The sequence below is a fragment of the Streptomyces sp. HSS9-12 genome, from assembly GCF_054963655.1.
In genome coordinates this window covers 1-15,653 of the sequence record NZ_JBUEGC010000064.1, presented here as the reverse complement: position 1 = coordinate 15,653, position 15,653 = coordinate 1, and the positions used below count along the sequence as shown (strand labels likewise).

Sequence of the window (15,653 nt, the reverse complement as noted above, 5' to 3'; positions counted from 1 at the left end):
CTACAGTGCATGCGGAACCATCCCATGCCGCGGGGGAGTTGATTTGTCGGAGGAAGAGATCAATGGTCTTCGGGCGCTCTGAGCGTCGTCGCGAGCCCGCCAGCGAACCGGTGACGCTCAAGGTGCTGGTCGCAGGCGGTTTCGGCGTCGGCAAGACAACCCTGGTCGGTGCCGTGAGCGAGATCAAACCGCTGCGGACCGAGGAACTGCTCACCGAGGCAGGCCGGCCGGTCGACTCCACGGAGGGCGTGGAGAACAAGCGCACTACCACCGTCGCCATGGACTTCGGCCGGATCACGCTGCGCGACGACCTGGTGCTGTACCTCTTCGGCACGCCTGGGCAGGATCGTTTCTGGTTCCTGTGGGACGAGCTTGCTCAAGGCGCCCTCGGTGCGGTCGTTCTGGCCGACACCCGGCGGCTCGGCGATTCGTTCGCGGCCATCGACTACTTCGAGCGGCGCGGCATCCCTTTCACCGTCGCCGTCAACTGCTTCGAGGGGGCCCAGCGGTACCCGGTTGAGGCTGTAAGCGACGCGCTCGACCTCGACCCCGGCGTCCCGGTCCTGCTGTGCGACGCGCGGGAGCGCGACTCCGCCAAGGAGGTACTGATCCGCGTCGTCGAGCAGGCCATGGAGATCGCGGCCGCCCAGCGGGTCCCCGCCACCAGCTGACGGCGGATACCCGCGTCCATATGACTGTTCGGCCTTGCCCGGCCGCACCGCGGTAGGGCTTCGGCCGGGTGGCCCCCTCCCGTGGAGAGAGCCATCCCGGCGTGGGTGCTGAGAATTACTCGCTGCCGTCCGGGTTTTCCCAGCCGAAACTGCGCTCGACCGCCATGCGCCAGCGGCGGTACTCGCGGTCCCGCTTCTCCGCCGGCATCTGCGGCTGCCACTCGGCATCCTGCTTCCAGTGCGCCTTCAGCTCGTCCAGGTCCTGCCACACCCCGGTGGCCAGTCCCGCCGCGTACGCCGCGCCCAGACAGGTGGTCTCGGAGATCACCGGGCGGATCACCGGTACGTCCAGTACGTCCGCCTGATGCTGCATCAGCAGATTGTTGACCGTCATGCCGCCGTCCACCTTCAGCGATGTGATCGGCACGCCGGAGTCCTGGTACATCGCGTCAACGACCTCGCGGGTCTGCCAGCTTGTCGCCTCCAGTACGGCGCGTGCCAAGTGGGCCTTGGTGACGTACCGGGTCAGGCCGGTGATCACCCCACGCGCGTCGGCGCGCCAGTACGGGGCGAACAGCCCGGAGAAGGCGGGAACGATGTAGGCGCCACCGTTGTCCTCCACGCTCGCCGCCAGCGGCTCGATCTCGTCGGCGGTCTTGATGAGGCCGAGCTGGTCGCGGAACCACTGCACCAGCGCGCCGGTGATGGCGATCGCCCCCTCGAGGCAGTAGACCGGCGCTTCTCCGCCGAGCTGGTAGCCCATGGTGGTGAGCAGCCCGCTCTTCGACGGGACCGGCCGGTTGCCGGTGTTGAGGAGCAGGAAGCTGCCGGTGCCGTAGGTGTTCTTGGCGTCGCCGACGCCGTAACACGTCTGGCCGAAGACCGCCGCCTGCTGGTCGCCGAGTGCGGACGCCACCGGCACGCCGGCAAGCTGCCCGACGGCCGTTCCGTACACCTCCGCGGACGAACGGATCTCCGGCAGGATCGCCTCGGGGAGGTTCATCGCCGCGAGGATCTCCGGATCCCACTGCAGCGTCTCGAGGCTCATCAGCATCGTGCGGCCGGCGTTGGTCACATCGGTGACATGCACTCCGCCGTCCGTCCCGCCGGTGAGGTTCCAGATCAGCCAGGAGTCGATGGTGCCAAAGGCGATTTCGCCGTTCTCGGCGCGGCGCCGCAGGCCGGGGACGCTGTCGAGCAGCCAGGCCGCCTTCGGTCCGGAGAAGTAGCTGGCGAGCGGCAGCCCGGTCGCGTCCCGGAACCGGTCCTGGCCCACCTGGCCGCCGAGTTCGTGGCAGAGCGCCGAGGTACGGGTGTCCTGCCACACGATCGCGTTGTGCACCGGCTTGCCGGTGCTCCGGTCCCACAACACCGTCGTCTCGCGCTGGTTGGTGATCCCCAGAGCGCTGAGCTGGTCGGCGCGCAGCCCTGCCTTGGCGAGCGCGCCCGCGACCACGGCCTGGACCTTGGACCAGATCTCGGTGGCGTCATGCTCCACCCAGCCCGGCTTGGGGAAGATCTGCCGGTGCTCGCGCTGGTCGACGGCGACGATCGCACCGTCCTGGTCGAAGATGATGCAGCGGCTGGAGGTCGTGCCCTGGTCGATTGCGGCGACGTACTTGTCCGTCATGGACATCTCCTACTCGGAAGGCTGCACTCAGAATGCTGTGTGGAAGATCAGCGCGGAGAGCACCGCGCCGATGAACGGGCCCGCAACCGGCACCCAGGCGTACCCCCAGTCGGAGGTGCCCTTGTTGGGGATGGGCAGCAGGGCGTGGACGATCCGTGGACCGAGGTCGCGCGCGGGGTTGATGGCGTACCCCGTCGGGCCACCGAGCGAGAGGCCGATGCCAATGACGAGGAACGCGACGATCAGCGTCTGGGTGCCGGACTGGCCCAGCCCCTCGGTCAGCCCGAAGGCCAGGACCGGCAGCACCAGCGCCATGGTGGCGATGATCTCGGTGATGAGGTTCGCGACCGGACTGCGGACCTCCGGAATGGTCGAGAAGATCCCGAGGGTGGGCTCCTCGTTGCCGCGGAACTGCGCGTAGTAGGTCAGCCAGGCGAGCACGGCGCCGAGGGCGGCGCCGATCATCTGCGCCAGGATGTAGACCGGTACCTGGTCCCAGTCGCCGGTGTGGATGGCGATGGCCACGGTCACCGCCGGGTTGATGTGGCCCCCGGAGAGCGGGCCCGCGGTATAGGCCCCGGCGAGCACGCCGAGGCCCCACCCGAAGGCGATGACCACCCAGCCGGATGCCTTCGCCTTCGACCGGTTGAGGGTGACGGCGGCGCACACTCCGGCGCCGAAGAGAATCAGGATCGCGGTGCCGAGGATCTCACCTATGAATACGTCCCCATAGGGAAAGTCCATTGCAGCTCCTTGGGCCCTCGCCCGGGGCGCCTGCCCCGGTCCTCCGTGCAGGGTGCGTGTTCCCGTGCTTGCGGAGCCGGTGGCGTGGGGGGACTTCAGCGGCGTCCGCAACGAGCGTGCCAGCGCAGCGGCACCACCGTGGGGATGGTCCCCTGGCTCCCCTGCCGTGGCCCCTGGACTGACGTCCAGGGCGGGGCACTCGGCTCGGCGTGGGGGACACCAGCAGCCGGGTGGGGCCGGCGGCGGGAGTCGATATGCGGCGGTGCGGACTGATGTCCGGCAGTCTTCACCGGCACTGACAGGGCGTCAAGGTCGCCATCCACGGGCCTGTCCGCTGACTGGCACCGCCTGTTGTGCCCCTACGGGCGCGGCCGGCGGGCTGCCGGCCGGTGGCACCCGGGCGACGGTCCCGCGCCGGACCTCGCGCCGCAGGGAACCCGGCCGGCCCAGCACCCAACTCGCCCCCCGCAGCGCCTTCGCGGCCTTCTTCAGCGGGGCCAGGCAGGCCGCCGCCTGGTGATGATCGGTCACGCTGCCCGGCGGGCAGAGCACGGTGGCCAGCGACAGAGTGACCGGCAGTCCGCCCCCGGACCACGGTACGTCGAGTACGGCCGAGGCCAGCGGTTCCAGCCGGTCCGGGTCGGCCAGCAACAGGAAGTCGTCACCGCCGATATGGCCCACGCGCGCGCCCCGGGTGCCGGAGGCGGCCTCGGCGAGCGTACATCCCACGGCGCGGATCAGCTCATCGCCGGCCGCGAAGCCCGCACCGTCGTTGACCTGCTTGAAGTTGTCCACATCCAGCCAGCTGAGCGCGAATGCCCGGCCGCTGGCGATCCGCCGCTCCACCTCCGCGTTGATCGTGTCCGAACCGGGCAGCCGCGTCAGCGGGTTGAGCCCGGCGGCCTCCTCCACCCGGCTCTCCGCCAGCGCCCGCAGGATGTCGGCCAGGTGCACCACGCCCACACAGCGGCCCAGTTCGTCCACGACCGCCACGTCGTCGCCGGTACGTCCCCGCTCGTCGGCTGTCATCACCTCCAGCACCTCCCAGGCGGTGGCGTGGAGGCCGACCGTACGAGGGTGATCGGCGAGCCGAACCGCCGGGCGGTCCGCGTACAGCGCATGCCCGTACCGGCCGGAGAGCGACAGCAGGAAGCGGTCGCGGTCCACGGTCCGCACGGGCACACCGTCGGGGTCCACCAGCACCACGCCGGAAACACCGGGGCAGGCGGTGAGCAGCGCCCGTACCTCTCCGGCCGAGGCGGACGTCGCCAGCAGCGCGGCGGGTTGGACGAACTCCAGGATGAGCGGGCCGGTGGGGGCGGACGCGCCGGCGGGAGCGAGCGGCGGCGGGGCGGGGCGGTACACATCGGCCGCCGGGAGGCGGGCGGCCGGCGCGAAGAGGTCGCCCTGAGCCATCTGTGCGCCCGCCTCGCGCGCCGCCGCACACTGCAGTTCGGTCTCCACGCCCTCGACGGACAGCAGCGCGCCGGTGCCGTCGCAGAACCGGCGCAGCCCGGCGACCAGCGCCCGGCAGGCGGGATCCTCCGGCAGCCGTGCCACGACCGACGCGTCGACCTTGATCAGATCCGGGCTGAGGTCGGCGAGCAGCCGCACCGGCAGGTCCCCGTCCCCGACGCCGTCCGCGCAGATCCGGAATCCCTCGGCGCGCAGCGCGGCGACCGCCGTCAGCAGCGCGTGCCGGGGGACATGCGTGAACGGGGCGCCGAGGTCCACCGTGATCTCCCACGGCCTGCGTCCGACGTCGTCTACGGCCTTGCGCAGTGAGCCGAGGCCGCCGAGATCCGCCGGTGTCGCCGCGAACACATTGACGTGCAGCGGCAGCAGCGTTTCCTGCCGCGTGGCGCTCCGTACGGCCAGCGCGGCGAGTTCTCCGTCAAGCTCGGGGTTGCGGCGGGCATGGGTGAGCACATCGCCCTTCTCCGGCCGGGCCAGTATTTCCAGACCGGCCACAGACCCGGTCGTGAGGTTCACGACCGGTTGGAAGGCGAATCGGAGTTGGTCGGCCCACGAAGACACATCATCATCATGGCGGCAAGGGGTGTGCGCGGGCGCCCGGTTCATCCAGACTTCACTTTCTGCGGAACTCCGGTAACGCATTGCACCATCTCCCGCGCTGCAGTGAGCGGGTCCCAACAGGGTTGACGTCACGGGCACGGCCGGAAACCGCTACCTGGTCCGTTATGAGTGCGCCCCCATCGCGGGCGCTCCTGCAGTCGGGGGCGCGTGTCAACTGCCCGCGCGCTCCCGTCAATCTGCGCGCGGCCGGCCGCCCGGGTTCAGCGACGCTGCAGCTCAGGAGCGTCACATACGGCGCCGGCGGCCGGTAGCGGCCGTCGGTGCACGACCACACCCTGCCCCGGCGGGACAGCGGCACCTCGGTGAGATCCGTGCTGGTGCAGGCGGGGTTACGGCAGAAGGAGTCCTTCCCGGGGAAAGAACACCGAGCCGCAGCCGGCGCAGCGCGTGCCGAGCAGCCGGAGGTCCTCCGGGCGTTCCGTTGCGGTGAACCAGCCGGCCACCACTGGCGTACGCGTGTGCGACAAGACCCCTCCCGACGACCCCAGTTATCTGACGGTACGTCAGAGGCGTGTCACGGTCAGCTGTTCTCCGCGAGCCACTTGGCGGCGGTCTCCGTGAGTTCGCCGTCGCGTCCCGCGAGCATCATCCGGATCATCTGTATGTCCCCGCGCAGCGACCAGGCGGGGTGTCCGAACGTGGCCGGGTTGTTCTTCTCGATGAGGAAGTGAGCGGGCCAGGCCGTGCCGTAGCCGATCACAGGAAGCGCCGCCAGGTACCGTTTGCGGCCGCGCGCCAGGCCGTACGCGGTCACCGCGAGCCCCGTCAGGGTGCCGGCCAGGTGCACCCAGCGAGTGGCCGCCTTCGAGTGCATGGCCACGTAGTAGGGCCAGAACTCCTCGTACGTCTCGAACCGCTGCTGTGTCATGCCCGCACGGTAGTGCCGGAGGCGGACGGGTGTCAGTGCCGGCGTCGGTCGTCGCGCTCGGGCGAGGCCACCGGGATCGAGAGCCGGGCGGACGGGTGAACCTGCGGTGCCCCGCAGAACCGAAGGCCGCCGAGCCGCGTCCGACACAGCGTGACCGGCGGCGCGGGACCCACGGGGGTGGTTCCGGCCGCCGGTCCGGCGTCGGCTCACGGATGCGAAGTGAGCGATCTCCGCGACACGGGGAAGTCGAAGTAGGTGTCCGGAAAGAGCTCCGGCTTGTACGTGTAGTGCCACCACTCCTCGGCCAGATTGACGAAGCCCAGCCCCTCCAGCGTGTTCTTCAGCAACAGCCGGTTCGCCCGCTGCTGGCCCTGGATGCGCGGATCGAGGGTGTGGGAGAGCGTGTCGAAGCAGTCGAAGCCGGTGCCCATGTCGACGGAGTTGTCCGGGAACCGCTCGTCCTGCGGCGCGTAACAGGGAACCAGCGGCTCCCCGGGCTCGTACGGACGGGTCGGTTCCGCGGGCAGCTTCACGATCGTCAGGTCGACAGTGCTGCCGCGGCTGTGTCCGGATTTCTCCGCGATGTAACCGTCCGCGAACAGACGAGTCTTGTCGACATGTGGATAAAACTCCCCCTTCATGGACTGGTCGTCGAGATCCTTCGCCCAGGCGACGAAGTGGTCCACCGCCCGCTGTGGCCGATAGCAGTCGTAGACCTTGAGCGAGTAGCCCTTGCGCAGCAGCTCCACCTGCGCTCGGTGCAGCGCCCGCGCGGCCGGTTCGGTGAGGATGCACATCGGTTTGCGGTAACCGTTGATGGGCTCGCCGACGAAGTTGTGCGGCGTGAAATAGCGGATCTCCTGCAGGATCGTCGGGTCGATGTCCCGCAGGGCGACGAACTCCTTCGGAGCCTTCGGCTCCGGGGTCGCGTGCGCCGCCGGGGGAGCGACGGTGACGGAGACCAGCGCGGCGGCGGTCAGCGCTACGGTGCGCAGTACGGCATTCAGTCGTGGCATGACAACTGGACTTATCAGCCAACTGGCCCTGATGGAAAGGGACATGTCAATGCGGCTGGTCTGCCCCCGCCCACGACAGCCCCCGCCTCGCACACTATGGGTCGCCCCGGCGGAGGTGCCTGATGGACTCACCCTCGGCGACTTTCCCAGCGCACGCGCCGCCTACGCCCGCGCCCGGAAGGTACGTCGCGACCCCCGGCAGCTCGCGGCACACTGCGCCATCCGGTCGACACCGGCCCTTGATCCGCAAACGGGTGCGTCACCGCGTGGGCGTCAGCCCACCGCCGCCCCGCACCCGCACAGGAAAGCCCAGCTCCCCGCCCCCGTGCCGCTCGACGACCACCTGCCCGTCCATCAGCCGCGTGACGAACCGCTCGACCGGCGGCAGCTCCCAGCCGTCGCCCGCGTCGGCAACCGCCGGCCCGCCGCCCGTACGCCCCGCTGCCGGCACCCACACCTCCAGCGCTACGCCGCCGTCGTCCGTCGCGACCGGCACCACCGAACCAGCCCGCGCCAGCACGGGAATGCGGGACAGCGGCGCATCCAGCAGCACCTGCGCCGGCCCCTCGTAGGCCTCCCCGGTGGCGGTGTCGTACCAGCGCCCGCGCGGCAGCCGCACCGCCCGCCGGGTGACGCCCGGCTCCAGCACCGGAGCGACCAGCAGCGCATCCCCCAGCAGGAACGCGTCCTCGCAGTCGCGCAGCGCGCGGTCGGCCGGCGAACTCCACCACACCGGGCGGACGTACGGCGCACCGGTGCGGTGGGCCAGATGGGAGAGCGTGACGAAGTACGGCAGCAGCCGCTCACGCTCGCGCAACGCCACGCGCGCGTGCTCGAGCACCTGCGGACCGAACTCCCACGGCTCCCGGCGCCCCGCGTAGAACGCCGAATGCGTACGGCACAGCGGGAGCCAGGCCGCCAGTTGGAGCCAGCGCAGATACAGCTCGGGCGACGGCGAACCGGTGAAGCCGCCGATATCCGGGCCCGAATACGGCACCCCGCTCAGCCCGAGCCCCAGCACCAGGGACAGCGAGGCCCGAAGGCCCGGCCAGCCCGTGGCCACATCGCCGGACCACGTACCGCCGTACCGCTGCATCCCCGCCCAGCCCGAACGGGAGAACACGAACGGTCTCTCCTTGGGGCGCAGTTGGCACAGCCCTTCGTAGCCCGCGCGTGCCATGGCCAGCCCGTAGACGTTGTGCGCCTCCCGGTGATCGCCGCCCCGGCCCTCCAGGACGTGCCGGGTCGAACGCGGCAGCGTCGGATCGCCGAAGGCCGCGAACGACACCGGCTCGTTCATGTCGTGCCAGAACCCGGAGAAGCCCTGTGCCAGCCGTTCCGCGTACAGGCCGCCCCACCACTTGCGCACCTGGGGGTCGGTGAAGTCGGGGAAGACCGACTCCCCGGACCACACCACCCCGCGCACTTCCTTGCCCCGGGCGTCCCGTACGAAGGCCCCGGCCGCCGCCCCGCTGTCGTACACCGGATCGCCGGCCTCGGCCTTCACCGCAGGGTCGACGATCGACACCAGCCGCACCCCGTCCGCCCGCAGCTGCTGCGCCAGCCCCGGCAGGTCCGGGAACCGCGCGGTGTCCACCGTGAAGGTCCGGTTGCCGCGGTGGTGGTCGATGTCGAGGTGCAGCGCGGACAGCGGCAGCCCGTGCTCGCGGTAGCCGGCCACCACCCGCCGTACCTCATCGGCCGTGCCGAAACCCCACCGGGAGTGCTGGTACCCGAGCGCCCAGGACGGGGGGAGTGCGGGCGCGCCGGTGAGCGCCGCCCAGGCGTGCAGCACGCGCGCCGGGGTGCCGACCAGAGTCCAGGAGCGCAACGGGCCGCCGTCCATCCGGAATTCGCAGCTGCCCGGACGGTCGTGGCCCGACCCCGCGCCTTCCTCGCCCTCGCGCAGCCGCACCCGGCCGTCCCACGGATTGTCGTGGAACATCAGATGGGTGCCGGCGTCCGCCACCACCAGCTGCACCGGCATCGTGATGTAGAGCGGGTCGTCACCGGGCTCGAACCGTCCGCCGGGATCGGTGTTCCACAGCCGGTACCAGCCATCCCGCAGCCGGGGCCCCGACGCCCGGCCGCCCAGCCCGAAGAACCGCGCGTCCGCGGGCACCTCCGAGCGCTGCACCCAGCGCGGTCCACCGCCGCCCGGGCCGGCGTCCGGCACCCCGTTCACCGGATCCCACCAGCGCGGCGGCAGATCCCGGCGCAGTACCACTCCGCCCGGGGTACGGATCTCCACCGCTCCGTGCCGCGAGACCGCCACTGTCACCCGCTCGGAGACGACCCGCCAGCCGCCGTCCTTGTCCGGCTCCAGCGTCGCCCGCGCATCGGCCTCCGGGCAGCCGTCCGCCAACGCGTCCGACGGGTGGGGCTCCGCACCGTCCCAACCGCAGAACACCGAACCGCTTGCCGTCACCGTCACCCGCAGGGAGGAGCGCGCGAACCGGATGAACCCGCCCCCCGGCTGTGGATCCGCGCCCTGCACCAGTCCCGGCACGCGGGCCCGCTCTCCCCGCTGCCGGGGGAGCGCGACCGCGTCGGCGCGCTGCCGACGCCATGCCGAGCGCACGGCGAGAAGCCCCTGCGCCGTTCCGACAATCTTCACCGACCGCACCAGGCCACGTGCATCCATGCTGCTCACCCTGCCATCGGGAACAACGGATACGAGGCCCGTTCAATTTCCGTTCACCCGTGGCGGGAGCACACCCCGCACCCCCCGAATGTGGGTGGGCCACCCTGGTGTATGTGTCGATCACGTGGCATCGTCCTGCTCAGCCGCGTCACGCGCGCACACTACGCACGTGGGCGCAGCGACGCACACAACGCGTACAGCACGCCTACCACGCGTACAGCCGGGAGACGCGCCATGAGCCCAGCCAACACCGCACCGACATCCGCACCGCAGCCGAAGGCTCAGCCCGAGCCGCTGTGGCGGCCCTCGGCTGACCGCGTCGCCACGGCGCAGATCACGCGCTTCCAGGCGTGGGCGGCGGAGCGGTACGGCGCGCCGCAGGTGGCGGCGGACGACCCTGCCGCCGGCTACTCCGCGCTGCACCGCTGGTCGGTGGAGGAGCTCCCGCGGTTCTGGCAGGCCGTGGCCAACTGGTTCGACGTGCGCTTCGACAGCCCGTACGAGACCGTGCTCGCCGACCCGGCCATGCCCGGCGCCCGCTGGTTCCCCGGCGCCACCCTCAACTACGCCGAGCACGCGCTGCGCGCCGCCGACGACCCGAACCGCGCCCAGGCCCCGGCCCTGCTGTACGTGGACGAGTGCCACGAGCCCGTACCGGTCAGCTGGGCCGAGCTGCGCCGCCAGGTCGGCTCGCTCTCCGCCGAACTGCGCCACCTGGGCGTCCGGCCCGGCGACCGCGTCAGTGGCTACCTCCCCAACATCCCGCAGGCCGTCGTGGCCCTGCTCGCCACGGCCGCGGTCGGCGCCGTGTGGACCTCCAGTGCGCCCGACTTCGGAGCGCGCAGCGTACTCGACCGCTTCCAGCAGGTCGAACCCGTCGTCCTGTTCACCGTCGACGGGTACCGCTACGGCGGCAAGGAGCACGACCGCCGCGAGGTCGTCGCCGAACTGCGGCGCGAACTGCCCACGCTGCGCGCCGTCGTCCACATCCCGCTCCTGGGCACCCCCGCCCCTGAGGGCGCGCTCGACTGGGACAGCCTCACCTCCGCCGCGGTGGAACCGGTCTTCGAACAGGTCCCCTTCGACCACCCACTGTGGGTCCTGTACTCCTCCGGCACCACCGGACTGCCCAAGGCCATCGTCCAGTCCCAGGGCGGCATCCTCCTCGAACACCTCAAGCAGGCCGGCCTGCACTGCGACCTCGGCCCGGAGGACCGCTTCTTCTGGTACACCTCCACCGGCTGGATGATGTGGAACTTCCTCGTCTCCGGCCTGCTCGTCGGCTCCACCGTCGTCCTCTACGACGGCAGTCCCGGCCACCCCGACACCGGCGCCCAGTGGCGCGTGGCCGAACGCACCGGCACCACCGTCTTCGGCACCTCCGCCGCGTACGTCATGGCCTGCCGCAAGGCCGATGTCCACCCTGGACGCGACTACGACCTGTCCCGCATCGGATGCGTCGCCACGACCGGATCGCCCCTGCCGCCCGACGGATTCCGCTGGATCCACGACGAAGTCGCCGAGGACATGTGGATCGCCTCCGTCAGCGGTGGCACGGACGTCTGCAGCTGCTTCGCCGGCGCCGTCCCCACGCTTCCCGTCTTTGTCGGCGAGCTCCAGGCACCCTGCCTCGGCACGGACCTGCAGGCCTGGGACCCGCACGGCAAGCCGCTGACCGACGAGGTCGGCGAACTCGTCGTCACCAACCCCATGCCCTCCATGCCGGTCCACTTCTGGAACGACCCGGACGACGCCCGCTATCGCGAGAGCTACTTCGAGATGTTCCCCGGGGTGTGGCGGCACGGCGACTGGATCACCCTCACCGAGCGCGGCACCGTCGTCATTCACGGCCGCTCCGACTCCACCCTCAACCGGCAGGGCGTCCGCATGGGCTCCGCCGACATCTACGAGGTCGTCGAACGGCTGCCACAGATCCGTGAATCGCTCGTCATCGGCCTCGAAGAGCCTGACGGCGGCTACTGGATGCCGCTGTTCGTCCACCTCGCCGAGGGCGCCACCCTCGACGATGCGCTCCGCGACCGCATCAAGCGGGCCCTGCGCGAACAGCTCTCGCCGCGCCACGTCCCCGACGAGATCATCGAAGTCCCCGGCGTCCCGCACACGCTGACCGGCAAGCGGATCGAAGTCCCGGTCAAGCGCCTGCTCCAGGGAACCGCGCTCGAGAAGGCCGTCAACCCCGGCTCGGTGGACAATCTGGAGCTCCTGCGCTTCTACGAGGGCATCGCGCGCGACCGCTCTGCGTAGCGTTGTCAGTGCCCCCGGTTACGGTGAGTGAGCAAGTGAGGCTCATCGGCTGAGGGGGAGTCATGGCGCACGCCCAGAACGGCAAGCACGGCGGCCACGGCAAGCAGAGCAGCAAGCGGAACGAGCACGGAACACCCGCCGCGAGCGGTGCGAGCGGCACGCATGACAAGAGGAGGCAGTCGGCGTCCGCGCGGCGGGCCCTGCGACGTGAAGTGCCCAGTACGGTCGCCCTGCTCGCTGACGAGGAGGACTTCGCGGCCATGCGGCGCTATGCGTCGTTCTCCTTCGACGACCACGGGGTGTATCTACGGGAGATGGAGGGACTGCTGCGCGCCCTCGCGGCCCAGGGCGTGCACACCACGGTCGCCCTCTTCGACCCTGCGACCTTTGAGGAGTTCTGCCAGGACGCCCGTCTCGACCCGGACCGGCCCGACAGCCGGGTCCGCTACACCGCTGGTGTGGCGGGCATCGGCGCCACCATCCCTTACGAGGGGCAGCCCATCGAGCGGCTGGTGCCGGAGCTGATGCTGGAGGCGGAGCGGCAGTCGACGCTGGAGCGCGCAACGGCGCTGCTGGCCCGTGCGGGAGACTGCGCGGACTGCGGACGGGACCTCGGGCACGCCGCGTACGAGCGGGCCTGCCAGGCCCTGTTGCGGCTGATCGAGGCGGTCGGGCCGGGCACGCACCACGCGGTGTGCAGCATCCATGTCGACGGCTCTGCGCTCCTCGCGGTGCTGCACGCCGAGATCGGCGACGACGGAGTGGTGCACCTGGCGGACGCGGAAGCGCTGGTGTTCTCCATGGTTCTGGCGGCCGGCATCGCCACCGACAGCCACGGCGGGCTCGTGGTGCGCAGCAGCACCGCCACCGGGCCTGATTCCGTCCGCGGCTGGTCGCTGCGCGACGGCTGGCCCCGGCCGCTGAGCGAGGCGGAGGTGTTCGCCGCCTATTGCACGGACGCCGACACCGGCGAGCCCGTACCGCCGGAGCCCGGTGTCGACTACCGGCCGGGCATCCAACTGCCACCGCCCGAAAGCGACTGCTGAAAAACGTTGGTGTCCGCCCCGCAGCGGCGGGGCGGACACCAACGCCCGGTCTCACGTACGTCCCGGCCCACGCACGCCGTGTCTCGCTTGTCTCGCGCCGGAGGTCACTCGCCCGAGAGCACGGCCTGGGCCGCGAGTCGTGCCTCGTCGGCGGTGTCCGCGGACCTCGCCGCGGCGGCGGCGCGTTCGCACTGCGCCAGGGTGTACTTGGCCAGGGTGGTGCGCACATACGGGATGGACGCGGCGCTCATGGACAGGCTTGTCACGCCCAGGCCGGTCAGCACGCAGGCGAGCAGGGGGTCGGAGGCGGCCTCGCCGCACACACCGCAGCTCTTGCCCTCGGCCTTGGCGGCCTCCGCGGCCGTCGCGATCAGGTCCAGCAGCGCCGGCTGCCATGGATCCTGCAGCCGCGAGAGGGCTCCGACCTGGCGGTCGGCGGCGAAGGTGTACTGAGCGAGATCGTTCGTGCCCAGCGAGAGGAACTCGACTTCCTGCAGGATCGACCGAGCACGCAGCGCCGCGGACGGAATCTCCACCATCGCGCCGAACTTCGCCGGCAGCCCCGCCGCACGGCACGCGTCCGCGAACTCCCGGGCGTCGATGCGGTCGGCGACCATGGGCGCCATGACCTCGAGGTGGACGGGCAGGCCCTCGGCGGCCCTGGCAAGCGCGGTGAGCTGCGTTCGCAGCACCTCTGGGTGAGCGAGCAGGGTGCGCAGCCCGCGGACGCCGAGGGCAGGGTTCGGCTCGTCGCCGGGGGTGAGGAAGTCCAGCGGCTTGTCCGCACCCGCGTCCAGCACCCGTACGACCACCCGGCTCTCGGGGAACGCCTCCAGGACCTGGCGGTACGCCTCGATCTGCTTCTCCTCGGAGGGGGCCTTGGTGTTGTCGTCGAGGAACAGGAACTCGGTGCGGAACAGGCCCACGCCCTCCGCACCCGCCTCGACCGCGGCCGGCACGTCGGAAGGACCGCCCACGTTGGCAAGCAGCGGCACCCGGTGGCCGTCGGAGGTCGCACCCGGCCCGGACGAAGCGGCTAGCGCCGCCTTCCGGGCAGCGGCAGCTGCCTCCAACTCCCCGCGCTTCTCCGGGCCCGGCTCCACAAAGACCTCGCCACTGCTGCCGTCGACCGCGATGACCGTTCCCTCGGCGAGTTCGCCGACGCCGGGCAGCGCCACGACCGCGGGCACCCCCAGGGCGCGCGCCAGGATGGCGCTGTGGCTGGTCGGGCCGCCCTCCTCGGTCACAAAGCCCAGCACCAGCGTCGGGTCCAGCAGCGCGGTGTCCGCGGGTGCCAGATCCCGGGCGATCAGAACATACGGCTCGTCGCTGTCGGGTACGCCCGGCATCGGCACCCCCAGCAGCCGGGCCACGATCCGGTTGCGTACGTCGTCCAGGTCGGCCACCCGCCCGGCCAGGTACTCTCCGGCACCCGCCAGCAGCGCCCGGTATGCGGCGAAGGCGTCGTACACCGCACGCTCAGCGGTGCTGCCCACGGCGATCCGCCGCTCGACATCCGCCATGAGCTCCGGGTCCTGAGCCATCATGGCCTGCGCCTCGAGCACGCCCTGCGCCTCACCGCCGGCCAGATTGCCCCGAGCTATCAGATCGGCGGCGACAGCCTCCACGGCCTGGCGAGCCCGCCCCTGTTCGCGCGGCGCATCCTCCGGCCGGATCTGCCTCGCGGGCGGCTCCAGCACCGCCGTTCCCATATGCCGCACCTCGCCGATGGCCACGCCGTGGCTTACGCCGACGCCTCGCAGCGTTGTCTCCATGTCACCTGTCTCCGGTCGATGCGGCGGACGGTGGTGCCGCCGCGGTGGATCTCGTACTCGCCGGTCTCGCGCCGCTCATCCGAGGCGGCGCTGAGCTCACTTCCAGTCGAAGAGCGTGTCGTCCGGCTTCACGTCGCCGTCCTCGATGACGCGGGAGAGGGCATCCGTGGTGGCCTCGAGCGCCACCACCGGGCACACCGCGGACTTGCCGGCCGCCTCCACGGCCGCCGGGTCCCACCGCACGACCGGCTGGCCGCGCCGGACGGTGTCCCCCTTGCTGACGAGCAGCTCAAAGCCCTCGCCGGCCAGCTCGACAGTGTCGATGCCCAGGTGCGTCAGCACACCGTGACCGTCCTCGTCCACGACGACGAAAGCCTGTGGGTACAGAGAGACGATGATGCCGTCGACCGGAGCGACGGCCTCGGACGGCTCACGCACGGGGTCGATCGCGGTACCCGGCCCCACCATCGCTCCGGAGAAGACCGGGTCGGGCACTGCCGCGAGTCCGATGGCGCGCCCGGCGACTGGGGACGTCACGATGGTCATGGAAGCCTCCCAGGGCTGGGGATTCACAGGCACATCGTCACTACCTGTCGCGGACGACGCGCTGCTCAGAAGCGTATGTCATAGGAAGTGCCGAATCCGCGAGGTGAGGCTTGTGGCAGAAGCCTGGGGGAGGGAGCTGCCAGGACATGGCGTGACCCCTACGGAATGGATTTGCTTCGCATGAGTGAGAGCTGTACTGTCGTACCCCTGCCTGGAGGCGGGGCGACGCGGTACGCCGCGAGCCCGGCAAGGGCAGTAGCACCTACCTCATCCTGATCTTCGATCCTTTTCGGATCCGATTTGGCATGTCTGCGGACGGGCCTGGTCAGAAAGAAGGAAAAGGACTGGTAG

At 70.9% G+C, this 15,653-nt stretch carries 11 protein-coding genes and 1 pseudogene; 3 read left to right on the top strand and 9 right to left on the bottom strand.

Going from position 1 to position 15,653, the window contains the following annotated elements:
• The first annotated feature begins 62 nt into the window (after positions 1–62).
• The gene (locus ACY34J_RS25940) at positions 63–671 is read left to right on the top strand and encodes a GTP-binding protein (RefSeq protein ID WP_462729049.1); all 609 of its coding nucleotides are present in this window, start codon (positions 63–65) and stop codon (positions 669–671) included.
• Positions 672–786: 115 nt separating this feature from the next.
• Here the strand turns inward: ACY34J_RS25940 and glpK are convergent, their stop codons facing one another.
• The 7 genes and pseudogenes from glpK to ACY34J_RS25905 form a co-directional block, all read right to left on the bottom strand.
• Entirely contained in the window at positions 787–2,301 is a 1,515-nt protein-coding gene (gene glpK / locus ACY34J_RS25935; protein WP_462729050.1) for a glycerol kinase GlpK, read from the bottom strand.
• A gap of 27 nt (positions 2,302–2,328) precedes the next feature.
• Positions 2,329–3,045 carry an MIP/aquaporin family protein gene (locus tag ACY34J_RS25930; RefSeq protein WP_462729051.1) on the bottom strand — a complete coding sequence of 239 codons (717 nt, stop codon included), beginning with the start codon at positions 3,043–3,045 and terminating at the stop codon, positions 2,329–2,331.
• Between the two features lie 306 nt (positions 3,046–3,351).
• Positions 3,352–5,082 (bottom strand): EAL domain-containing protein, encoded by a 1,731-nt coding sequence (locus ACY34J_RS25925; RefSeq protein ID WP_462729052.1) that lies wholly within the window; start codon positions 5,080–5,082, stop codon positions 3,352–3,354.
• Between the two features lie 283 nt (positions 5,083–5,365).
• Positions 5,366–5,609: pseudogene (locus ACY34J_RS25920) on the bottom strand (Zn-ribbon domain-containing OB-fold protein); the annotation flags it as partial.
• Between the two features lie 53 nt (positions 5,610–5,662).
• A complete protein-coding gene (locus tag ACY34J_RS25915) occupies positions 5,663–6,010 on the bottom strand; it encodes an Mpo1-like protein (RefSeq protein WP_462729053.1) in 348 nt (115 codons plus the stop codon).
• Between the two features lie 206 nt (positions 6,011–6,216).
• On the bottom strand, positions 6,217–7,026 hold the full coding sequence (locus tag ACY34J_RS25910; protein WP_462729054.1) for a M15 family metallopeptidase: 810 nt from the start codon (positions 7,024–7,026) through the stop codon (positions 6,217–6,219).
• A 259-nt stretch (positions 7,027–7,285) separates the two neighbouring features.
• Positions 7,286–9,670, bottom strand: coding sequence for a glycoside hydrolase family 31 protein (locus tag ACY34J_RS25905; protein WP_462729055.1), 2,385 nt, complete (start codon positions 9,668–9,670; stop codon positions 7,286–7,288).
• A 234-nt stretch (positions 9,671–9,904) separates the two neighbouring features.
• Here ACY34J_RS25905 and ACY34J_RS25900 point away from each other — a divergent pair, with 234 nt between their 5' ends.
• Both ACY34J_RS25900 and ACY34J_RS25895 read left to right on the top strand, forming a co-directional pair.
• Positions 9,905–11,935 carry an acetoacetate--CoA ligase gene (locus tag ACY34J_RS25900; RefSeq protein WP_462729056.1) on the top strand — a complete coding sequence of 677 codons (2,031 nt, stop codon included), beginning with the start codon at positions 9,905–9,907 and terminating at the stop codon, positions 11,933–11,935.
• 62 nt (positions 11,936–11,997) lie between these two features.
• Positions 11,998–12,981 (top strand): hypothetical protein, encoded by a 984-nt coding sequence (locus tag ACY34J_RS25895; protein WP_462729057.1) that lies wholly within the window; start codon positions 11,998–12,000, stop codon positions 12,979–12,981.
• A 104-nt stretch (positions 12,982–13,085) separates the two neighbouring features.
• Here ACY34J_RS25895 and ptsP read toward each other — a convergent pair whose 3' ends face one another.
• Both ptsP and ACY34J_RS25885 read right to left on the bottom strand, forming a co-directional pair.
• On the bottom strand, positions 13,086–14,756 hold the full coding sequence (gene ptsP, locus ACY34J_RS25890) for a phosphoenolpyruvate--protein phosphotransferase (protein ID WP_462729058.1): 1,671 nt from the start codon (positions 14,754–14,756) through the stop codon (positions 13,086–13,088).
• A 96-nt stretch (positions 14,757–14,852) separates the two neighbouring features.
• Positions 14,853–15,302, bottom strand: a complete 450-nt coding sequence (locus tag ACY34J_RS25885; protein ID WP_462729059.1) for a PTS sugar transporter subunit IIA — start codon at positions 15,300–15,302, stop codon at positions 14,853–14,855.
• Positions 15,303–15,653: the final 351 nt, after the last annotated feature.